21 protein-coding genes are annotated in these 21307 nt (G+C 64.3%); 9 read left to right on the forward strand and 12 right to left on the reverse strand.

Annotated elements, in window-relative coordinates; all coding sequences use genetic code 11:
* Positions 1-3: 3 nt before the first annotated feature.
* From FAZ95_RS05370 to FAZ95_RS05380, 3 genes are all read left to right on the forward strand, one after another.
* Entirely contained in the window at positions 4-1038 is a 1035-nt protein-coding gene (locus tag FAZ95_RS05370) for a histone deacetylase family protein (RefSeq protein WP_137331506.1), read from the forward strand.
* A gap of 88 nt (positions 1039-1126) precedes the next feature.
* Positions 1127-1720 (forward strand): chromate transporter, encoded by a 594-nt coding sequence (locus tag FAZ95_RS05375; RefSeq protein WP_137331507.1) that lies wholly within the window; start codon positions 1127-1129, stop codon positions 1718-1720.
* Positions 1717-2235, forward strand: a complete 519-nt coding sequence (locus tag FAZ95_RS05380) for a chromate transporter (protein WP_137331508.1) — start codon at positions 1717-1719, stop codon at positions 2233-2235. The genes FAZ95_RS05375 and FAZ95_RS05380 overlap by 4 nt, the downstream gene beginning before the upstream one ends.
* Before the next feature lie 63 nt (positions 2236-2298).
* On the opposite strand, the gene FAZ95_RS05385 is transcribed toward FAZ95_RS05380, so the two are convergent.
* From FAZ95_RS05385 to FAZ95_RS05415, 7 genes are all read right to left on the reverse strand, one after another.
* Positions 2299-3606: a chromate transporter gene (locus tag FAZ95_RS05385; protein WP_137331509.1), complete on the reverse strand. Its 1308-nt coding sequence runs from the start codon at positions 3604-3606 to the stop codon at positions 2299-2301.
* 8 nt (positions 3607-3614) lie between these two features.
* Positions 3615-5978: a bifunctional diguanylate cyclase/phosphodiesterase gene (locus tag FAZ95_RS05390; RefSeq protein ID WP_137331510.1), complete on the reverse strand. Its 2364-nt coding sequence runs from the start codon at positions 5976-5978 to the stop codon at positions 3615-3617.
* 489 nt (positions 5979-6467) lie between these two features.
* Positions 6468-7370 (reverse strand): PhzF family phenazine biosynthesis protein, encoded by a 903-nt coding sequence (locus FAZ95_RS05395; protein ID WP_137331511.1) that lies wholly within the window; start codon positions 7368-7370, stop codon positions 6468-6470.
* A gap of 36 nt (positions 7371-7406) precedes the next feature.
* Positions 7407-7871 (reverse strand): RidA family protein, encoded by a 465-nt coding sequence (locus FAZ95_RS05400; RefSeq protein ID WP_137331512.1) that lies wholly within the window; start codon positions 7869-7871, stop codon positions 7407-7409.
* Positions 7872-7971: 100 nt separating this feature from the next.
* Positions 7972-9168, reverse strand: coding sequence for an aminotransferase-like domain-containing protein (locus FAZ95_RS05405; protein ID WP_137331513.1), 1197 nt, complete (start codon positions 9166-9168; stop codon positions 7972-7974).
* A 98-nt stretch (positions 9169-9266) separates the two neighbouring features.
* Positions 9267-10175, reverse strand: a complete 909-nt coding sequence (locus FAZ95_RS05410; RefSeq protein ID WP_137331514.1) for a DMT family transporter — start codon at positions 10173-10175, stop codon at positions 9267-9269.
* A gap of 114 nt (positions 10176-10289) precedes the next feature.
* Complete coding sequence (locus FAZ95_RS05415; protein ID WP_137331515.1) at positions 10290-11012, reverse strand: VOC family protein; 723 nt, start codon at positions 11010-11012, stop codon at positions 10290-10292.
* 257 nt (positions 11013-11269) lie between these two features.
* On the opposite strand from FAZ95_RS05415, the gene FAZ95_RS05420 reads away from it, so the two are divergent.
* Entirely contained in the window at positions 11270-12727 is a 1458-nt protein-coding gene (locus FAZ95_RS05420; protein WP_137331516.1) for an aminotransferase-like domain-containing protein, read from the forward strand.
* A 10-nt stretch (positions 12728-12737) separates the two neighbouring features.
* On the opposite strand, the gene FAZ95_RS05425 is transcribed toward FAZ95_RS05420, so the two are convergent.
* From FAZ95_RS05425 to FAZ95_RS05435, 3 genes are all read right to left on the reverse strand, one after another.
* Positions 12738-13289: a L,D-transpeptidase family protein gene (locus FAZ95_RS05425; RefSeq protein WP_137331517.1), complete on the reverse strand. Its 552-nt coding sequence runs from the start codon at positions 13287-13289 to the stop codon at positions 12738-12740.
* A 90-nt stretch (positions 13290-13379) separates the two neighbouring features.
* Positions 13380-13640 (reverse strand): hypothetical protein, encoded by a 261-nt coding sequence (locus FAZ95_RS05430; RefSeq protein WP_137331518.1) that lies wholly within the window; start codon positions 13638-13640, stop codon positions 13380-13382.
* Positions 13637-14098: a DUF2778 domain-containing protein gene (locus tag FAZ95_RS05435; protein ID WP_137331519.1), complete on the reverse strand. Its 462-nt coding sequence runs from the start codon at positions 14096-14098 to the stop codon at positions 13637-13639. The genes FAZ95_RS05430 and FAZ95_RS05435 overlap by 4 nt, the downstream gene beginning before the upstream one ends.
* A gap of 366 nt (positions 14099-14464) precedes the next feature.
* Here FAZ95_RS05435 and htpG point away from each other — a divergent pair, with 366 nt between their 5' ends.
* From htpG to FAZ95_RS05455, 4 genes are all read left to right on the forward strand, one after another.
* Complete coding sequence (gene htpG, locus FAZ95_RS05440) at positions 14465-16357, forward strand: molecular chaperone HtpG (RefSeq protein WP_137331520.1); 1893 nt, start codon at positions 14465-14467, stop codon at positions 16355-16357.
* On the forward strand, positions 16357-17058 hold the full coding sequence (locus tag FAZ95_RS05445; RefSeq protein WP_137331521.1) for a chorismate--pyruvate lyase family protein: 702 nt from the start codon (positions 16357-16359) through the stop codon (positions 17056-17058). The genes htpG and FAZ95_RS05445 overlap by 1 nt, the downstream gene beginning before the upstream one ends.
* Complete coding sequence (locus tag FAZ95_RS05450) at positions 17055-17555, forward strand: DNA-deoxyinosine glycosylase (RefSeq protein ID WP_137331522.1); 501 nt, start codon at positions 17055-17057, stop codon at positions 17553-17555. Before FAZ95_RS05445 ends, FAZ95_RS05450 begins: the two co-directional genes overlap by 4 nt.
* Before the next feature lie 425 nt (positions 17556-17980).
* The gene (locus FAZ95_RS05455) at positions 17981-18130 is read left to right on the forward strand and encodes a hypothetical protein (RefSeq protein WP_254699815.1); all 150 of its coding nucleotides are present in this window, start codon (positions 17981-17983) and stop codon (positions 18128-18130) included.
* A 47-nt stretch (positions 18131-18177) separates the two neighbouring features.
* Here the strand turns inward: FAZ95_RS05455 and FAZ95_RS05460 are convergent, their stop codons facing one another.
* Together FAZ95_RS05460 and FAZ95_RS05465 are read right to left on the reverse strand one after the other, a co-directional pair.
* Positions 18178-18585 carry a GNAT family N-acetyltransferase gene (locus tag FAZ95_RS05460; protein ID WP_137331523.1) on the reverse strand — a complete coding sequence of 136 codons (408 nt, stop codon included), beginning with the start codon at positions 18583-18585 and terminating at the stop codon, positions 18178-18180.
* A gap of 179 nt (positions 18586-18764) precedes the next feature.
* Positions 18765-19685: a LysR substrate-binding domain-containing protein gene (locus FAZ95_RS05465; RefSeq protein ID WP_137331524.1), complete on the reverse strand. Its 921-nt coding sequence runs from the start codon at positions 19683-19685 to the stop codon at positions 18765-18767.
* A 95-nt stretch (positions 19686-19780) separates the two neighbouring features.
* Between FAZ95_RS05465 and argH the strand changes: the two genes are divergently transcribed.
* Positions 19781-21304 (forward strand): argininosuccinate lyase, encoded by a 1524-nt coding sequence (gene argH / locus FAZ95_RS05470; RefSeq protein WP_137331525.1) that lies wholly within the window; start codon positions 19781-19783, stop codon positions 21302-21304.
* Positions 21305-21307: the final 3 nt, after the last annotated feature.

The following is a 21307-nucleotide window of genomic DNA, read 5'->3' on the forward strand; positions in this document are numbered from 1 at the left end:
TCGATGCTCACCTACTTTCATCCCGAACAAATGCTTCACCATCCGCGCTCGTATTTTTCACGTGGACAGATGCGCGCGCCGCAAGATGTTCCTGAACGCGCGACACGGCTCGTCGCGGCCGCGCGCTCGCTCGGCTTCGACGTGCGCGAACCGAAAGATCGCGGAATTGCCGGAATCGCCGCGGTCCACGACATGCGCTATCTGGACTTTCTCGAAGAGGCGCATCGCAAGTGGAAGACGATGCCCGACGATTGGGGCGACGAGGTGGTGTCGAACATCTACGTGCGCGACCCCAACCCGCTGCGCGGCGTGCTGGCACAGGCGGCCTGCTATCTCGCGGACGGCAGTTGCCCGGTGGGCGCGAACACGTGGCGCTCGGCGTACTGGTCGGCGCAGAGCGCGCTTGCCGCGGCAGCGGCAGTGAGCGACGGCGCGCGCGAAGCGTACGCGCTGTGCCGTCCGTCGGGGCACCACGCGCGCGTCGATGCCGCAGGCGGCTTTTGCTACCTGAACAACTCGGCGATTGCCGCACAAGCGCTCAGAAGCCGCTACCTGCGCGTCGCCATCCTCGACACCGACATGCACCACGGTCAGGGCATCCAAGAAATCTTTTACGATCGCGACGACGTGCTTTACGTGTCGATTCATGCGGATCCGACGAACTTCTATCCGGTCGTCGCGGGTTTCGAGGACGAGTGGGGAAGGGCAGCCGGCGAGGGCTGCAATGTCAATTTGCCGATGCCGCACGGCTCGGACGAATCGGTGTTCTTCGAGCGGCTGACGGAGGCGCTGGGGATCGTGAGCCGGTATCAGGCGGACGCGCTTGTGGTCGCGCTCGGCTTCGATATCTACAAGGAGGATCCGCAATCTCAGGTTGCGGTGACGACGGAGGGGTTCGGGCGGCTCGGCGCGGCGCTCGGCGGTTTGGCGCTGCCGACGGTCATCGTGCAGGAGGGCGGTTATCACCTTGAGAGTCTGGAGGCGAATTCGCGAGCGTTTTTCGCCGGGTTCGATAGCTGTCGACCGCGTTTGCTCTGATCGCCGTCTCACGCGGGATCGAAACGCGCATTAAGTGATTTGCAAGCCGCGAATGCGATACTCGTCGCGTCCCGTCGCTTAGCGCACCATGGCCTCCCTTGATCCCCCCAAGCCTGACTCTTCCTTGTCGCAAGGCGCGCCGGCGCATGCGCTACGTCTTACGCCCTCCGAACTATTCCTGACCTTCGCCGAAATGGGCCTGTACGGCTTCGGCGGCGTGATGCCTTGGGCGCGGCGGATTCTCGTCGATCGCCGCAAATGGATCGACGACCGCGAGTTCGCCGAACTGCTCGCCATCGGTCAGATCCTGCCGGGGCCGAACATCTGCAACATTGCCGTGATCGTCGGCTACCGGTATTGCGGCTGGCGCGGGTCGGCGGCGGCGGCGATGGGCCTCATGGGGGCGCCGTTCGTCATCGTGCTCGTGTTGGGCGTGCTGTATCACCGCTTCGGCGGTCTCGCTTCGGTGCAGGGCGCGCTGCGCGGCATGAGCGCGGTCGCGGCCGGACTCGTGCTGATGACGGGCATCAAGCTCGCGCAAAGCCAGCCACGCACGGTGCGTGGCTTCGTGTTCGGGGTGCTCGCGCTGCTGGCGGTCGGGGTCTTTCATTTCCCGCTCGGCTGGACGCTGCTCGCCCTGATTCCGACAGCGCTCTTCACCGAGTGGAGGGCGCAGCGATGATCCTCTTCGAACTCGCCTGGCGCTTCGCGCTCGTCTCGGCGATCGCGTTCGGCGGCGCGACCGCCGTGATCCCCGAGATGCACCGCTTTCTCGTGCAGGACAGCCACTGGATCAGCGATTCGACCTTCGCCGCGCTGTTCGCGATCTCGCAGGCGTCGCCGGGGCCGAACGTGCTGTTCGTCGCGCTGTTCGGCTGGCAGGTCGCGGGCTTGGCCGGCGCGTTCGTGTCGACGCTCGCGATGTGCGGGCCGTCGTCAGTCGTTGCGCTGCTGTTCGAGCGCTACACCGCCGCGCATCGCGACACGCGCTGGATGACGGTCATCCGCCGCGCGCTCGCGCCGCTCACGATCGGGCTTCTGCTCTCCACGGGCGCGATCGTCGCGCAGGGCGCCGATCGTTCGGTCGGCGGGATTCTGCTGACGCTCGTCACGATCGCGGTCGGCCTCAAGACCCGATGGAATCCGCTCTGGCTGATCGCGGCGGGGGCGGGAATGGGGTTGTCCGGCTTGGTTTGATGCGGGCAGCCGGACTTGGATTAGGTGCTGGGATTCGCTGCTTGGTTAGCATCGGCCGAGGCGCTACACGTGCCCGAACACGATCCAGATCCCGCAGCCGACGGCCACCGTCGCATACACCGCATACACGGGCACCTTGAGCTTGCCGAAGCAAAGGCAGGCGAACGCGGCCGTCGCCAGATAACCCGGCTCGAGCGGCACGTGCACGCCAATGCGCACGACGGCCGCCACCAAAAATGCAGTCGTCGCCGCGCGCAGCGCGCGCATGCCGTGCTCGAAGCGCGGGTACGTTTCGAGCTGCATCAAATGCCGCTTAGCGAGCACGATCAAGCAACCGGACGGCACGAAGAGCGCGAGCGTCGCTGCGACGGCGCCGAGCCAGCCGTCGGTCAGATAGCCGAGAAACGGCACGACGTTCAGAAGCGGTCCGGGCGAGACCGGCGAGAGCGCGAAGGCCAGCGTGAAATCGCTGTTCGTGACGCCGACTGCCGGCGTCACGAACAGGGTCTTCAGCACGGGCAGCGCCGCGAAGCCGCCGCCGAACAGCGTCATGCCGGCGCCCGCGAGACGCGGCCAGAGGAAGGCGTTCTCGAAGCGATGCGGCAGCGGCATGGCGAACAGCAGGATGAGCAGGATGAGCGCGCCGAGCAGCTGCCAATCGCCCCGGCGCAGCTTGATTTCGAGCCGTCCTTCGCGCGACGGGCTCGCGAACCAGCCGGCCGCGAACGCGCTCGTGAGCAAGACGACATAGGTGGCCGCGCTGTGCGCGAAGATGAGCGCGATGCAGGCGAGCGCCGCCACGGTCCAGCCGAGCCGCCCGCGCACGATCGTGCGCGTCTGCTTGAGCCAGGTCACGCCGATCAGCGACGCCAGCACCACGCTGAAATGGTTGAGCAGCATCTGCGAGGCCATCGCGCGCACGAGTTGCGTCTGATAGAAGCTCGCGAACGCCGTCATCATCGCGAAGAAGGGCAGCACGCTCGCCGCGCCCGACACCCAGGCGCCCGCGCGTCCGCGCAGCGCATGGCCGACCTGCACGGCGACGTTGCAGCCGACTGGCCCCGGCACCATCCACGCGAGCGCCATCCAATCGGAGAACGCGAGCCGCGTGAAGCGCTGCTCGCGTTCGACGTAGTGGTGTTCGAGCTGCGCCATCAGCGCGAGGCCGCCCCACGACAGCGACGACAAGCCGAACACGACCCAGAAGAGCGTCCAGAGCGACTCGGGCTTGCGCGGTTCGAGCGTGTCGTGCGAGCGGGAGCGTTCGGGGCCGGCCGGCGGCGTGGCGCCGCTATCGGCCTTCGAACGGGTGAAGACGCTCGACGCAAGGGCCGAGCCGGCATGGCGGGGCAGCGCGCGCCAATCCGTCATCCCGGGCCCTACGCGGACAGTCCGCTGGTACTCGTCTGGCCCCGGCTCTGGCCGTGGGCCTGTGCGCCGTGGACTTCACGCGCATTGCATACGCCGAAGCGCTCGAGCAGTGCCGGGATGCCGTCGGCGGGCACCGGCCGCGAGAACAGGAACCCTTGCGCTTCGATGCGTCCGAGCGCCGAGAGCCACGCAATCTGCTCTTCGGTCTCGGTGCCCTCGACCACGACCTTGAGCCCGAGCGAGCGGGCGAGGTTCACGATCGCCGACACCATCACGCACACGCTGCGATCGCCCGGAATCGCCTGCACGAACGAGCGGTCGACCTTGAGCGTATCGACCGAGAAGCGGTTCAGATACGAAAGCGACGAATAGCCCGTGCCGAAATCGTCGAGCGCGACGCGCACGCCGAGGCGCTTCAAGGCAATGATCTTCTCCGACACGAGCTCGGGATATTCCATCATCGCCGTCTCGGTGATCTCGAGCTCGAGCCGGTGCGCGGGGATGCCGGTTTCCTCGATCGCGTGCGATACCGTCTCGTAGAGGTCGCCGCGCCAGAACTGCACCGCCGAGATGTTCACCGACAGCGACAGCGAGTCGTACCCGTCGTTTTGCCAGCGGGCGAGCTGCTGGCACGCGGTGCGCACCACGAAGTCGCCGATCGGCACGATCAGGCCGGTCGATTCGGCGATCGGGATGAACTCGTTCGCCGCGATGACGCCGTGCTGCGGATGGTTCCAGCGCGCGAGCGCCTCGAAGCCGGTGATGCAGCGGCGCGAGAGATCGACCATCGGCTGATAGACCAGGAAGAGCTGGTTTTCGGCGAGCGCGACGCGCAGCTGCTGCTCCCACTTCATGAGGTGGTCGGCGCGATGCGACAGATGGGGCGAGTAGAACTGGTAGCAGTTCTTGCCGGCGTCCTTCGCGCTGTACATCGCGAGGTCTGCTTTCTTCAACAGATCGATTTCGCTTTCGTTTGCGACCGAGTAGAGCGCGATGCCGATGCTGGCGTGGAGCACGAACGACGAACCGCGCACGTCGAACGGACGCTCGAACGAGCCGCGCACCTTCTCGGCGAGGTCCACCGCGTGCCGTTCGACATCGGCGCCCTTCAGCACGACGACGAACTCGTCGCCGCCGATGCGCGAGAGCGTGCCCGCATCGGTGACCGCGTCGGACAAGCGTGCCGCGGTCATCTGCAGCACGATGTCGCCGGCGTTGTGGCCGAGCGTGTCGTTGACCGTCTTGAAGTTGTCGAGATCGATGAAGAGCAGCGCGAGACGGCCAACGTTTGCGGCCTGGCTCACGTCGTGGCGCAGCGACTGCAGCGTGGCGTAGCGGTTGCGCAGACCGGTCAGCAAGTCGTACTCGACGAGATGCGTCATCTCGCGCTCGCGCCCGAGCAGCTTGCCGATCAATCCGGTCGCGACCGCGAAGAAGCCGAGCATCGCGAGCGAGATGAAGCCCGCCATCAGCAAATAGACGTTGCGCGTGTGGTTGTAGTCGGCGAACTCCTCGGTTTGCGACAGGCCGACCAGCACGCCCATCGGATAGCCGTCGATATGCCGGTAGGACACGATGCGCGTGATGCGGTCGATCGGATCGACGTAGGTGCCCGACACGTGCTCGGACACCGGATAGGCGCCCGTCGCCGAGAACGTGCCCGGCACGTCCTTCGCGCTGCCCGTGTGGCGCGCGAGCACCGCGCCGTTGTCCGAGATCACCGCGATCACGCCGAACTTGCCGATCGCCGCGTTGTTATAGAAGTCGCTCGTGAAGTAGTTCGGGTCTTCCGACACGACCACGACGCCCGCGAACGAGCCGTCGGGGTGATTGAGCCGCCGCGTCATCTGCAGCGTCCATTGTCCCGACACGCGGCCGAGCACCGGCTTGCTGATGTAGAGACTGTCGTCGTTCTCGTGCTCGTGGACCTTGAAGTGTTCGCGGTCCGACAGGTCGATGCGCTTGGGATTTTCTTCGGCGGTATTGGCGACGAGCGTGCCGTGCTCGTCGATCAGCGAGACTTGCACGAGCGTGTCGCTCTGCACGACGCCTTTGCGGACCGTGGTCGCGAGGTCGAAGCGGTTCGGGTTCTTCTCGAACTCGTATTTGACGAAGCGGGTGATCTGGTCGACCTGATGAATGGCCTTGATCGTGTGTTGCTCGAGCGCCGCCGACAGGATCGCGGCCGATGCCATCGCTTCGCGGTAAGTCGACTCTTTCTCGACCGACAGCCGCGCGAAGATCACCGTCCACAGCAGAACCAGCACCAGGATGCCGAGGAACGGAATGGCGAGCAGCGCGCGAGGATTCGAGCTGCTGGCGTTGCGCTTCAAATGTGTGTCGCGCGCGGAATGGTGCCGGGCGAAATTCATCGAGCCGACCGAGTCCAGGGAAACAGGGACGTCTGGCCGGTATTCGTCGACTGCGCCAGGTTCGTGTTGGACTGCATGATTAGCATCGTTACCAAGACTGCCGCGCAGAGTCAAAAAGTAATACGTTTCGCCGGCGCTATTCGTCTGCGAAACGTGATTATTCTGATCTTACTGAATGACTAAAAAATTAGATAGCGTCCGTTTATCGGGTAAACGTTTGTTTTTGTTGGCATGAAATCCGGCCGGGCGGTCGTGCTGGCCTGGCTGCCGGACGCAAGTCCTTGCATAGCTTGAAAGAATAGGACGACAACGGATTCTCGCAACGTCATTTGAATTGTCGGTCTAAGGTGCTTTAGCCCTGTGCGGAATGCAATCCGTAATTACGCGTGATGACCCATTAAGGTGCGCGCTGCCTATTTCTTTCGTATACCCCCCGGGTTGTCCCTGCGGCTCACGCGGTTTTTTCTGATGCCGGAGCGGCGTGCGCCGTCAGCCGAGCAAAAACGTGCCGTCGACGATCGTGACGGAATCGCCGCCGATCCAGATGCGGCCGGCGGCGTCGTCATAGTCGACGTGCACGCGCCCATCGCGTTGCAGCGCGGTGCCCTGACGCGCGATGTAGTGGGCGCCCGGGCGCAGGTTCTGGCTCTTCATCAATCCGGCGATCGCCGCGTTCGCGCTGCCGGTGACCGGGTCTTCGTCAACCGCCATGCTGCCGCCGAGCATCAGGCAGCGGACTTCGAAAGCCGCCGGACCGCCCGCCGCGTAAGGGCCGTAGACGGCGAGTCCATGCATGCCGGCTGCGTGGACGACGGCGGTCAGCGCGTCCCAGTCCGGACCGAGCGCGAGACACGCCTCGGCCGAGCGCATGCGCACCACGAGCCACGGCACGCCGTTGTCCACCGCGCATGGCGTGGCGCTGAAATCGATTGCATCGGACTTGAGCGCCGCAGCCAGGGCTGCGTGCGCGGATTCGGCCAGCGGCACGACCCGGGCCGGCGGCGCCGCGAACGCCCAGCCGCGGTTGCCGCTTTCGCCTTGCGCTTCCAGTGCCTTCAGTTCGACCAGCCCGACGCCGCATTGCTGCACGAGCCGCCCGGCCTGCCGCGGGCGATAGCCGCTCGCGATCAGCGCGTGCGCGGTGCCGAGCGTCGGATGTCCCGCGAACGGCAACTCCAGGCTCGGCGTGAAAATGCGCACGCGATAGTCCGCGGCCGGATCGGTCGGCCGGCACAAGAACGAGGTCTCCGACAGGTTCGTCCAGCGGGCGATCGCTTGCATCTCGTCGGCGCCGAGATCGTCGGCATCGAAGACGACAGCGAGCGGATTGCCCTTGAACGGCACCGAGGTGAACACGTCGACTTGCTGGAAACGGACTTGGCGTGCGCTCATGGCGAAGGTCTGGCTAGTGGACGAAGAGCAGGTGAATCAAGCGACTTCGGCGATCAGTTCGATCTCGACGCACGCGCCCAGCGGAATCTGCGCGACGCCGAAGGCCGAGCGCGCGTGCTTGCCCGCGTCGCCGAACACTTCTGCTATCAGCTCGGACGCGCCGTTGGTCACGACGTGCTGTTCGGTGAATTCGAGCGTCGAGTTCACGAGGCTCATCACCTTCACGATGCGCTTGACGCGGTTCAAGTCGCCGACGTGCGCGTGCAGCGTCGCGAGCAGGTCGATCGCGATCGCGCGCGCGGCCTGTTTGCCTTCCTCGGTCTGCATCGTCGCGCCGAGCTTGCCGACCCACACCTTGCCGTCCTTCTTCGCGATGTGGCCCGACAGATAGACCGTGTTGCCGCTTTGCGCGCTCATCACGTAGGCGGCGGCCGGTGCGCCCGCTACGGGCAGTTCGATGCCGAGTTCCTTCAGCTTGTCATACACGTTGGCTTGAGCCATGACTTGTCCTTTGGTCGGTGAGGGTGGAAAGAAGATTGGATGCGTGCGTGGCAGCGCGATGAACGGAGACGGTGGTGCTTGCGCCTCCGTTCGCCGCCGCTTAAATACGCTCGCGAATCAGTGCGGCAAGGCGGGCCACGCCTTCGTCGATCTTGGCGGGCGGCACGGTCACGAACGACAGGCGCAGCGTATTGCTCTGCGCCTCGTTCGCGAAGAACGGTCCGCCCGGCACGAACGCGACGTTCTGCGCGACCGCGGCTTCGAGCAGCTTCATGCTGTCGATGCCGGCCGGCAGATCGACCCAGATGAACATCCCGCCTTCGGGCCGGTTCCAGCTCACGCCTTCCGGCATGTAGCGCTCGAGCGCCGCCAGCATCGCTTGGCACTGGTCGCGGTAGAGCGCGCGGATGGTCGGTACGTGCGTGTCGAGAAAACCGTCCTTGACGACTTCGTGCACGACGCGCTGCGTGAAGCTCGGGGTGTGGAGGTCGGTGGCCTGCTTGGCCTGCACGAGTTTGAAGTGTAGTTCCTCGGGCGCGATGATGTAGCCCACGCGCAGACCCGGCGCGAGCACCTTCGAGAACGAGCCGAGGTGGACGATGTGGTCCGGCGCCATCGACAGCAGCGTCGGCAGCGGGTCGCCCGCGTAGTCGAGTGCGCCGTAGGGGTCGTCTTCGATGACCGGGAACGCACTCGTCTTGGCGAACTCGGCGAGCGCGCGGCGGCGCTCGATCGGCAGACGTCGGCCCGTCGGGTTCTGGAAGTTCGGCTGCGAGTACAGGAGGCGCGCGCCGGCGGTCAGCGCGGGCGTCAGGCCCGAGGGGATCAGGCCCTGCTCGTCGGTCGGCACCTGCACGTAGCGCGGCTCGTACATCGAAAACGATTGCAGCGCACCGAGGTAGGTCGGCGTTTCGACGAGCACCGGGCTCGCCGGGTCGATCAGCACCTTGCCGAGCAGATCGAGCGCCTGCTGCGAGCCGGTCGTGATCAGCACTTGCGAGGTGCGGATCGTCGCGCCGTTGACCGAGTAGCGCTGGGCAACCCATTCGCGCAACGGCAGATAGCCTTCGGTCGCGCTGTACTGCAGCGCGGCGGCGGGAGCATCGCGCAGGATGCGGTCCGACGCTTCGCGCATGTGCTCGGCGGGAAAGGTGACGGGCGACGGCAGGCCGCCCGCGAAGGAAATGACTTCAGGCCGCTCGGTGACCTTCAGAATCTCGCGGATCGCCGAGCTCGTGAGCTTGCGTGCGCGTTCGGAAAGTTGCCAGTTGTTCTGTGGCAGGTCGCTTTGGTCCATGAAGTCTCCGGAGTTTCTAGGTTGGGGCGGGGCTGAGAAGCGGAATTATCGCCTGAGAAATGGATTGTCTATCCACAAATCGTGCGTGCGGGCGTCGCTTACATCGCGCGGGCCGGCTGCGGCGCGGTATGCACAGCGGCTTTGCGGCCGATCACGACGGTGCCGATCACGGCGGCGGCGAACAGCCACGTGGAGGGCGCGACGGTCTCGCCGAAGAACAGCGCCGAGAACGCCATTGTGAAGAAGATCTGCAGCAGCTGAACCTGGCCGACGCGCGCCGTGCCGCCCATCGCGAGCCCGGCGTACCAGGCGAAGAAACCGATGAATTGCGAAAAGATCGTCACGTAGCCGAACGCGAGCCAGGTCGAGAGCGACGCCGGGCCGGGATGCTGCACGTGCTGCTCCCAGGCAAGCCAGCCGACCGGCAGCACGAGGAACGGGGCGGAGACCACGAGCGCCCAGCAGATCACCTGCCAGCCGCCGATTTGCTTGGCGAGCCGCGCGCCTTCGGCGTAGCCGAGTGCGCCGATGCCGACCGCGACGAGCATCAGTGCGTCGCCCGCCTGCGGCGAGCCGCCGCCCTGCTGCAGCGCATACGCGACGACGAGCGCGCTGCCGACCACGGCGGCGGCCCAGAACCCCTTCGACGGCCGCTCATGCGACAGCCAGGCCGCGTAAAGGGCCACGAACAGCGGCTGCAAACCGTTGACGACTGCGCCGTGCGAGGCGGGCACGCTTTTCATCGCCCACGCGGAGAACACCGGAAACGCGATGATGACGCCGAGCGCGACCACGACGAGGCTCTTGACCTGAGCCCAGGTCGGCCAGGCTTCGCGCCGGTACGCGAGGAGCAGGGCAGCGGGCACCGAGGCGGCGAGCGCGCGGCCGAGGCCGTTCAGAAGCGGGCTCCATTCGTGCACGACGATGCGGGTCATCGGCAGCGTCAGGCTGAAGATCATCACGCCGATCAGGCCGAGCAGCATGCCTTGGGATTCGCGCGGGTTCATTGCGGTAAGACTCTCCATGTTGGGCGCGGCCGACGTGTAGTCCGGCTGCGCGATTGCGATGGCTTGTTATAACTGCGAACCCGGCGCCCAAAGACGGTGTTGCGCTGATACCGCCTATTTGAGCGTGCGGGTCTCGCCGGCCAAGCCGATTTCGAATTCAGCGGCGAGCGCGGGCTCGCCTTCCGTGGTTTCCAGCCGGATCAAGTCCGACACGCCGAGCCACTCGAGCTGGGCTTGCACGTCGTCCACGCGCGGGTGCCAGCCCGTGAGCGACTTGAGCCTGAGCCCGGTTTCCGGCAGCCGCGCCGATGGATGCAGCGGCGTAGCCCACTGGATCAGCGTCGGCACAATGCCGTCGCCCGCGCCTTGCCAACTCGGGAACGCGCCGTCTTCGGGCACCGACAGGCTCCAGGCGAAATCGCCGCGCGTCATCGGCACGATAGGCGGAATCCGCTCGGGGTACTGCGCCTGCCAGCGCGCGAGGTGCTTCGGCCGCTCGACGCGCACCACCCAATGTGCGAGGTACGGGCCGCGCTCGAGCCGCGCGTGGGTCGCAGGATCGTCGAGCGCGAAGAGCCGCGCGCGCCGCCCGGCGGCAGCGCCGCCTGTCGGTGCCGCAGCGGCCGCTGCCGCGGCTTCGGCGGCCGGATCGACCGCGATCACTTCGAGATAGGCGCCGCCCCACAGGTTGAGGAGCCGGTTGTGCGTGCGCATCAGCGGGTGCGTGCCGCCTGCGGCCAGTTCGGCGCCGAGGGTATCGGCGACGAATTGCGCGCCCTCATCGAGCGTGCGGGCGGCGACTACGAGGTGATCGAGCGAGAGCGTTCGGGCGTTCATGGCGTACTGGCGTGCGTTAGGACAGGAATCGGACGGAATGCCGGTACGCTTTCTTGTCCCTTCGGGCGCGCACCGGGCCGATAGCATACCGCTCGCACCGCTTCCCCTCCATGCGCGGCCGGCCGATAGGCGTTTCGCCGCGCAGCGCGCTTGGCCTTGGCGCCGGCCAGACGGCATCGTCCAAAAACTGTAATCGCTCGCACCAGCACAGTAACGGTACAATCGGGGCGATACTTTTCGGTACAGTTGGAGCCGCCATGACCGTCCCGCTGAATCTGATTCCCGCCCCGCACGACGCCTCGCCGCTCACGCTCGTCGACCAGCTCGTGCAATGGGCGCGGCGCCGCATCGAAGAGCGCGTGTTTCGTCCCGGCATGCGCATGCCGTCGATCCGCAAGCTGGCGCTCGACAAGGGCGTGTCGCGCTTCACGGTCGTCGAGGCGTACGAGCGGCTCGTGGCGCAGGGGTTTCTCGACTCCCGGCGCGGCTCGGGTTTTTTCGTGCGCGAGCGTGCCGCCAGCGGCGTGCCTGCCGAACGGCGCGCGCCGGCCGAGCGGCAGCCGGCGCACAACACGATCGACGTCGTCTGGCTGTTGCGCAACATGCTGCACACGTCGAGCCCGGAGAAGGGGCCCGGCCTCGGCTACCTGCCGAGCCGCTGGCTCGACGGCGAGCTGATCACCGGCGCGCTGCGCGCGCTCGGGCGGCAAAGCGGCGCGCAGATGCTCGGCTTCGGCACCGCACAAGGTTTCCTGCCGCTGCGCCAGCAACTGCAGACGCGCCTGGAGGAGTTCGAAATCGGCGTCGCGCCCGATCAGATCGTGCTCGTCTCGGGCATCACCCAGGCCATCGACCTGATCGCGCGCATCTACGTGCAGCCGGGCGACGCGGTGATCGTCGGCGATCCGGCCTGGTTCCAGATGTTCGGCCGTTTCGCGTCGCAGGGCGCGCAACTCGTCGGCATGCCGTACACGCCGGAGGGGCCGGATCTCGACGCGCTCGAAACGCTCGTGCAGATGTGGCGGCCGAAGATGCTCATCCTCAACTCGCTGCTGCAGAACCCGACCGGCACGTCGCTGACCGCGGCGCAGGCGTTCCGCATTCTGCGCCTGGCCGAAGCCTACGATTTCATCGTCGTCGAGGACGATATCTACGGCGACCTTTGCCCGCCGGGCTATCCGGCGACGCGCCTGGCGAGCCTCGATCAATTGAAGCGCGTGATCTATCTCGGCAGTTTCTCGAAGACGCTGTCGGCGAACTTGCGCGTGGGCTTCGTCGCATGCGGGCTCGATGTGGCGAAGGCGATCACCGATCAGAAGATGCTTGTCGGCATGACGACGCCGGAGCTGAACGAGCGCGTGCTGTACAAGGTGCTGACCGAAGGGCACTACCGGCGCCATGTCGAGCGCCTGCGCGTGCGGCTCGACGGCGTGCGGGACAAGACGGCGCGCATGCTCGAGAAGACCGGGCTGCGCCTCTTCACGATGCCGTCGGCGGGCATGTTCCTCTGGGCGGACTTGGGCGTCGATTCGGATGCGCTCGCCGCAGCGGCGCACGAAAAGGGCTTTTTGCTGACGCCGGGGAGCCTCTTCTCGCCGCAGCAGTCGCCGACGACCTGGATGCGGTTCAACGTCGCCAATTGCGGCGACCCGGCGCTGCCGGGGGTGATCGGGGACTATCTGGAGTCGGTGGCGAGAAGGGCGCCGGCGGCGTGAGCCCGGGTCTTCAGCCTTCGATCGCTATTGGTGTGCCGTTGGGGACGAGCGACCAGATTTCGCGCATTTCCTCGTCGGTGACGGCGATGCAGCCTTGGGTCCAGTTCCACTGCCGGTGCAGCCTTCCCAGGAAGCTCCAGCCATTCGGCAGGCCGTGAATCATCACATTTCCGCCCGGCGCGACACCGGCGGCCGACGCCTTTTCAAGGTCGTCCGCGTTAGGGTACGAGATGTGAAGGCTCAGGTGGTATGCGGACTTCTCATTGCGCCAGTCGATGACATAGCGTCCCTCGGGGGTGCGGTTGTCGCCTTCTTTCTGCTTGTGGCCGTCGGGATTGCCGCCTAGCGAGATGCGGTATTCCTTCAGCACGGCGCCGTCGCGCAATAGCTGCATGCGTTTTGCTCCCTTGGAAACGAGAATGGCGCCGGCTTGATCGGCGGGGTTTGCCATGGGCGGGGCATTTGCCGAGCCGTAACGCGCTGCGAGCCGGGTGTAGCCGTAGGCGGCGACGGCGAGCAGGGCTGTTGTCAGGCTGGTGATGACGAGGAGCTTCTGCGTCATGGTGCGCATGGTCGGGCAATGTTTGTGAATGGTTGTGCGGCAAAGTGGAGGCGGACTGCCGAAGCCTGCCGCGGATACCGTCGTCTAGCTCTAGCGAAGACGCTTGAAAGTACGCCACGCGACGAAAGTGCAGAGGCTTGCGAAGAGGAAGGAGACGGTGAGCATGTAGTAGATATCCACGTCGGCGCTTGCCTCCGCATCGTGTGCATCGAACAGGTCGTTGAGCCAGAGTGAGAATCCGAGCGGCGGCGGAGGGATTGCGTCGGGGTGTCGGCCCCACACGTAGGCGAGCGTAAGCGTCGCGAAGAGTAGCCACACAACAACGCCGCCAATTTTGATCGCGCGCCTCATTTCACAGCCACCATGCCGTAGGCGCGCAGTGCGCTGCCCGGAATCGGGTGCCTACCGCAGCCTACGAGCAAGCCCCTGACGCGGTAGAAATTGGCGGCGCTGTCAATGACGATGCAGCCTTGGCTGATGCCACGCGGCCCCTTTGGGTGCAGGCGGAAATTTCCGCGCAGAACTTCATTGCAAAACATCTCATCGTCGATTTTTCCATCTGCGGTGTATAGGGCAAACCAATCCGATCGATCGATGAAAGCCTCCCTGAGCCATCCCAGCCTTCCGCCCGATTCTCGGTCGACGATGTAATACCTACCCGGCGGGATCGGTCCCAAACTGGGCAAGCATGCGGATAGGCGCTGATTGATATGCGGGGCGAGTCCGGAAAATGCCGGGACGGAAATCGCTCCGTTGATTTTGAACGTGCTCATAGGCTTGTCATTGAGTTCAAAGCTGCACTGCAACATACGCTTCTCCTGCTCGACGGCAAAACCGCCACTACGCCATGCCGCAGCTCGAGAAGAAATCGGACCATTCCGAATCGGATGTCCTGGTTTCTACCTAGGGCGTCGCCGGCCGCAAGCCCGCATCCGAGCTACCATTGCACCTTTCGTCAGCCGGAGAAGGGGCTTGCCGCCGATCTTCCGACCCGATTCAGCCTCCGCACTTGAATTTGGGACAGCTATCCCCATTTGAGCGCTCGATTCGCGCCAAGGCTCCCCCAAGGCTTCCGTCACGCAGCCCGGCCGACCGCCGCGACGCGTGCGCCGTCGAGGCAAGCCGCAGCGCCGAACGCACGAGACACACCATCCACGAACGAGGAAATCCCGACCATGGCACAAGAAACCATGAGCTTCCAGGCAGAAGTGAAACAGCTTCTGCAACTGATGATCCATTCGCTGTACAGCAACAAGGAAATCTTTCTGCGCGAGCTGATCTCGAACGCGTCGGACGCCGCCGATAAGCTCCGCTTCGAAGCGATCGCCGACAGCACCCTCTTCGAGACCGATCCGAACCTGCGCATCCGCGTGTCGTACGACAAGGCCGCGCGCACCATCCGCATCGACGACAACGGCATCGGCATGAGCCGCGAGGAAACGATCTCGCACCTCGGCACGATCGCCCGCTCGGGCACGAAGGAATTCTTCTCGAAGCTCTCCGGCGACCAGCAGAAGGACGCCGCGCTGATCGGCCAGTTCGGCGTCGGCTTTTACTCGGGCTTCATCGTTGCCGACAAGATCACCGTCGAAACGCGCCGCGCCGGACTGCCGGCGGCCGAAGGCGTGCGCTGGGTCAGCGCGGGCGAGGGCGACTTCGCGGTCGAGACGATCGAGCGAGCGCAGCGCGGCACGACGATCACGCTGCACCTGCGCGAAGGCGAGGACGAACTGCTGTCGTCGTATCGCCTGAAGTCGATCATCCAGAAGTATTCGGATCATGTCGCGTTGCCGATCCTGATGAAGAAGGAAGAGTGGGATCAGGAAAAGGGCGAGATGGTCGAGAAGGACGAAGACGAGACCGTCAACCAGGCGAGCGCGCTCTGGACGCGTCCGAAGAACGACATCACCGACGAGCAGTACAAGCAGTTCTATCAGCACCTCGCGCACGATCACCAGGACCCGCTGACGTGGACGCATAACCGCGTCGAAGGCCGCAGCGAGTACACGCAGCTCCTCTACGTGCCGGCGCACGCGCCGTTCGACCTGTGGAACCGCGACCATCGCGCAGGCCTCAAGCTCTATGTGAAGCGCGTCTTCATCATGGACGACGCCGAGCAGCTGCTGCCGATGTATCTGCGCTTCATCAAGGGCGTGGTCGATTCGAGCGATCTGCCGCTCAACGTGTCGCGCGAAATCCTGCAGGAAAGCCGCGACGTGAAGGCGATCCGCGAAGGCGTGACCAAGCGCGCGCTGTCGATGCTCGAAGAACTGGCGAACGCCGAGACCGACGAGGGCAAGGCGCAGTACGCGAGCTTCTGGACGGAGTTCGGCCAGGTGCTCAAGGAGGGCCTCGGCGAAGACTTCGCGAATCGCGATCGCATCGCGAAGCTCGTGCGCTTCGCGTCGACGCACAACGACACGTCCGAGCAGAACGTCTCGCTCGCCGACTACGTCGCGCGCATGAAGCCCGAGCAGTCGAAGATCTACTACGTGACCGCCGATACCTGGCAGGCCGCGAAGAACAGCCCGCATCTCGAAGTGTTCCGCAAGAAGGGTGTCGAAGTGCTGCTGCTGACGGACCGCGTCGATGAGTGGGCGCTGTCGTCCTTCACGGAGTTCGACGGCAAGCCGCTGGCGAGCGTCGCGCGCGGCGACCTCGACCTCGGCGCGCTCAACGACGAGGAAAAGAAGGCGCAGGAAGAAGTCGGCGAAACGATGAAGCCGCTCATCGAGAAGATGAAGGAGGCGCTCAAGGACAAGGCGAAGGACGTGCGCCTCACGTTCCGCCTGACCGATTCGCCGTCGTGCCTCGTCGCCGACGACGGCGAGATGAGCGGCTACCTGCAGCGGATGCTGAAGGCCGCGGGGCAGAACGCGCCGGAGATGCATCCGATTCTCGAAGTGAATCCGGAGCATGCGCTCGTGAAGGCGCTTTCCGTCGATAGCGCGAACTTCGACGACTGGTGCCATCTGCTGTTCGATCAGGCGCTTCTGGCGGAAGGCGGCGCGCTCGAAGATCCGGCGAGCTTCGTCAAGCGCACCAATGCGCTGCTGCTTGCGCGCTGATGAGCGCGAAGCGCGTTCGCTTCGACGCGGCGGGCGGCGGCTGGCGCGCCGCACCGCGGCCCGGCTTCACGGCTGACCAGAAAGACTGGCTCACGCGCGGCGGCTCGCTGACCGCGCATCTGCGCACGCTCGGCAAGGTGGCGGTGCGCGTGACGCGCGAGGCGATCGATCAGGCATGGCGCGACGAAGCCGCGGCGCTCGGCATCGCGGCGCGCGCGCCGGTTTGGGTGCGGGAAGTCGTGCTCGAAGTGGACGGCGTGCCGTTCGTCGCCGCGCACAGCATCGCGCCGCTCGCGGCGAGCCACGGCGTGTGGCAGGCGATGCGGCGGCTGCGCACGCGGCCGCTCGCCGAGCTGTTGTATAGCGACAGCAGTGTCGCGCGTTCGGCGCTCGTCAGCGCGCGGCTCACGCAGCGCGATCCGCTCGCCGTGCTCGCGGCGCGCGAGATCGCGGGGCCGGCGCCGCACGCGCTCTGCGCGCGGCGCTCGGTGTTCGAGCGGCATGGAGAGCCGCTGATGGTCACCGAATGCATGCTGCCGGCGCTTTGGGCGCATTTGGAAGCGCGGGCACGCCGCGGGGGCCGTCGCGCTGCAACGTCCACTCATCACGCGCATGCGTCGCACGCGCGCGAGTCGGCCGGTCCGCTCGATCATCTTGCGTCGCGCGCTCATGGCGCGCACGCGCCGAACCACGATTCATGACCCTCAAGCGCTGCTTCCCGCCGGTAGTCGATCGAAACACGCGTGTGCTCGTGCTCGGCAGCCTGCCTGGAGAGGTGTCGCTCGCGCAAAATCAGTACTACGCGCACAAGCAAAACCGGTTTTGGCATTTGATGGGGGATGTGATTGGAGAACCGCTGCCGAGCATGGGGTATGAGGCGCGGCTGCAGGCGCTGCTCGATCATCGCGTGGGGTTGTGGGACGTGATTGCGAAGGCGAGACGAGAAGGCAGCCTCGACAGCCGCATTCGCGATCATGCGGCGAATGATCTAGCTGCGCTCGTGGCTGCATTGCCGAATCTTGCGGCGGTTGTTTTCAACGGTGGCACGGCGGCGAAGATCGGTATGCAGGCGTTGGCCGATAGTCGCATATCACTCGATCTCATCAAGCTGCCGTCGAGCAGTCCAGCGTATGCGGCCGTGCCTTATGCGGAGAAGTTGAGGGCTTGGGAAGCGTTGCGCAAGTGGTTGGCGGCGTAGCTTTGCCGATGTCGAATTGTCTCGCGAGGTGCCGCAAAGCGGCCGTATGAGTGTTCCCACGGAGCCGCGTCTAGTGGGCAGCAACCAAATGCCGTCTGTTCGGGGCATCCCCCTATTTCTAAGACTCGATGTCGCCTATGCCGCATTCGACGCTGCGCCGGACGATCTGCCGGCAGTCCTTGCGCAAAAGGCGTGTTCGTTGACGGTGGTCTGCCCGCGACCGATGCGTGGAAAATAAATTGGGGCGCGAACCGCTTCGCATCGTCGCCGCCTCTTAGCTTCCGGAGAGGTCGTCTCTCAACTTGCTCCGGCTGGCTCTTCAGCGTCGTGCACCGCCGTCATTTACCATCATCCCGACCGAGAGCCGCGGGATCGGGGCGCACGGTCTTTAGCCGGATAGGGGCGCGGGCCTCGGTACCTTCCTCATGCCGTGGTCGATGACCAATCTCGGGCCCCCGGTCACTATACTGATCGCGGCCGGCATCGCTGCTGTCGGTGCGGCCGTGTCGCAATGGCTGGCCCCGGAAACCAAGGGCAAGAGCCTCAGCGAAACGGCGTCCGGGTTTTCGCACTAGCGTGAGCGGGCAGGGCGGTGGCGATCGGCGTGAAGTCACGTGCGAAGTCATCGCTTTCGCTTGATTAGAAAGGCGTTGTCCGCGGACGAGAAGCTCAAGCTCGGGTAGTACGACATGGCACCAGGCGCCGAGAGCAGCACGACACTCACCTCGTCGCCCACCGCATTGCGCGTTCGTTCGATGAGCGCCTTGCCGATTCCGAGCCCCTGATACTCCTTGTCGACCGCCAGGTCCGACAAATAGCAGCAGTACGCGTAGTCCGTCAGCGAGCGGGACAAGCCGACAAGGCGTGTCTCATGCCAAGCCGAGATCGTCAGCGTAGGAGCGGCGAACATCCGCGCGATCCGTGGAGGATCATCCACAGGACGCGTAATGCCCGATGATCGAAACACTCGAATCACATCGTGCGGATCGAGCGGAAGATTGTGCTTGTACGTGATTTCAACGCTATTCATGATGTTTGCTCCGAATATGACATGGCGTGAGCGGATATCGATGCTTCCGACAGCCGCGGGCGACGCGGCATGCGGTCCATTAGAGGCGCGCACGAACATGTAGTCAAGGAACGCGTCTTCATGAACACATTCCTGCAACTCATGTCTTCCTTTCGGCCGCTGACGAGGGTCATCCGCGCCTACTCGGATTGCCGGTCGGAGCGGATCAGCTTTAACTTCACGAGGTTACGCCGAACGGACCGAACGAAGTCGTCAACGAGCGTGTTAGCGAGTGCACCCTGCGGCCGCAGCACCGCGAACGAATAGTCGATAGGTGGCGAGAATGGACGGACCAGGCATCCGCATTGTTTCGCGACCTGTGCCGTAAACGGATCGATCACCGATACCCCCAGACCGTTCGATACCATCGAGGTGACGGCGATTGACCAACTCGCTTCCATTTCGGTCGTTCGATGTACGTTTTCCGAACGGAACACACTATCGATTGCGAGTCGAGTAGTGTTCCCGGGTGCAAGCGATATGAAGTTTTCATCGCGCAGATCCATTGGCGTCAACGTGCGTTTTCTCGCCAGACGATGTCCAGGCGGCAGAACGCAAACGCATCGCACTTTCCAGAGCGACTCTACGACGACCTTGTCGGTCTGGACAGGGCTCGTTGCAAAGCCCAGGTCAAAAAGACCGGACGCCACCAGATTAGTCACTTCGTGTGAATTGTAGGTATCGATGGAGACGCTGACCTTTGGATGGGACTGCCGAAATTCCGCCATGGCTGCCTGCAGGAAACCACACGACACGGTCGACATTGCCACGATTCTCAGCCGGCCTTCCTGTCCGAGGCGGATGCGCTCTGCCGTGCGCGCTACCTGATCGAGGCCCACAAAAACTCTTTCGACTTCGACATAGAGCGCTTTGGCTGCCGCTGTAGGCAGTAACCCTCCCTTGCGCCGCGAAAACAACTCGAAGCCGATTTCCTGCTCGAATTCCCGCATGATCTTGCTGACCGCGGACTGCGTGACGAACAGGACCTTTGCCGCCTCGGTCATGCTGTTCCCGAGCATGACGGCGCGGAACGCCTCGATTTGTTTCAGCGTGATCATCATGAGATCTTCGACTGTGTAAAGTCAAAAATGTAGCTTGATCTCATACGTTTGGACAGCCCTAATATCGATCACATCCTTTCGATCGGAGCCATGTCATGGAATCCAAAGTCAGCGGTTTGCTGCACGAGGCGCTATCGAGCGAGGCGCAAACGGCAATTTTTCTCCCGTGGATCGAGCAGTCGTTTGGACCGTCGCTACCGCTGTTGACGCAGATCAACCAGGCTCACATCGTGATGCTTTGCGACGTGGGACTGATGGAGCGTGAAACGGCGGCCAGCCTGCTTGCGGTCATCGATGAGCTCGCCACGGCCGGGCCGACTGCTTTCACGTTGGACGGATCACTGGAAGACGTCTACTTCAACTATGAAGCGCAAGTGATCCGGCTTTTGGGCCCTGACATCGGTGGCCGTCTTCACACTGCGCGCAGCCGGAACGACCTACAGTCGACACTGGATCGCATGAGAGCGCGTGACGTTGCCTTGTCGCTCATCGATGGGAACCTCACGTTGCGCCGATCCTTGATCAATCAGGCAGAGAAGTACGCGGACTGCGTCATGCCCGGTTATACGCACCTTCAGCATGCGCAGCCCATTACCTACGGTTTCTATCTTTCGGGCGTCGAGAGTGGCTTGCAACGTGACTTCCAACGATTGCTGGGCGCATATCGTCGATTGAACGAGTGTCCGCTCGGTGCGGGCGCGATGGCTGGGACGACATTTCCTATCGATCGACATGCTGTTTCGGCGTTGCTTGGGTTCGCCTCGCCAGTCGCCCATGCGTTGGACGCAGTCGCAAGCAAAGATCCGCTTCTCGAACTCCTTTGCGCGGCATTGTTTGTCGCGACTACCGTGGGGCGTCTCGCCCAGGACTTCTATCTGATGTCGACGTTTGAATTTGCGACGCTCGCGCTGCCTGACTCACTGGCGATTACGTCCAGCATCATGCCGCAAAAGAAGAACCAGGCCGTGCTCGAGTTTCTCAAAGGTCGTCAGTCTCATCTGCTCGGTGCGCTCGTAACGGGCTTTGCTTCGTTCCGTGCGGCCCCTTACGCGCACGCCCTCGACTCGAATGCCGACAGCCTGCACTGGCTCTGGCAAGCTGTTGACGAACTGGTCGATACGATTCCGGTGGTGGATCAGGTCATCAACCGTGCCATTCCAAATTCGAAACGAATGGCCGAACTGGCGGGAGCCAATTTCTCCACGGCAACCGATCTGGCCGACCTGTTGGTGCAACAAAACGGCATCTCGTTCAAGGAGGCGCATCACATCACCGGGCGTGTTGTCAGGTTTGCAATGGATTTAGGGTTGGGCGTGGCGGATATTGCACCGGATCTCGTATCACGCGCCGCTCAGGAGACGACAGGGCGAACGCTATCCCTGTCCTGCGAAGAGGTGGTGCAAGCGCTCGATCCGCGCGCTGCGGTCGAGCGCAGAAGAAGCGGCGGTGGTCCGTCGACCCACGATATGCAAGCGCTGCTCGCGCAGTCGGAGCTGCAACTTTCCGCAGATTTGGCCGAGCACAACCCAATACGTTCGTCCATCGAACGAGCGCGTTATCAGCTTCGCACGCGCGTCGCCGAACTCCAACAGCCGGCCACGGCTTCGATGTCAAATTGACCA

The sequence above is a fragment of the Trinickia violacea genome (genome assembly GCF_005280735.1).
GTDB lineage: Bacteria > Pseudomonadota > Gammaproteobacteria > Burkholderiales > Burkholderiaceae > Trinickia_A > Trinickia_A violacea.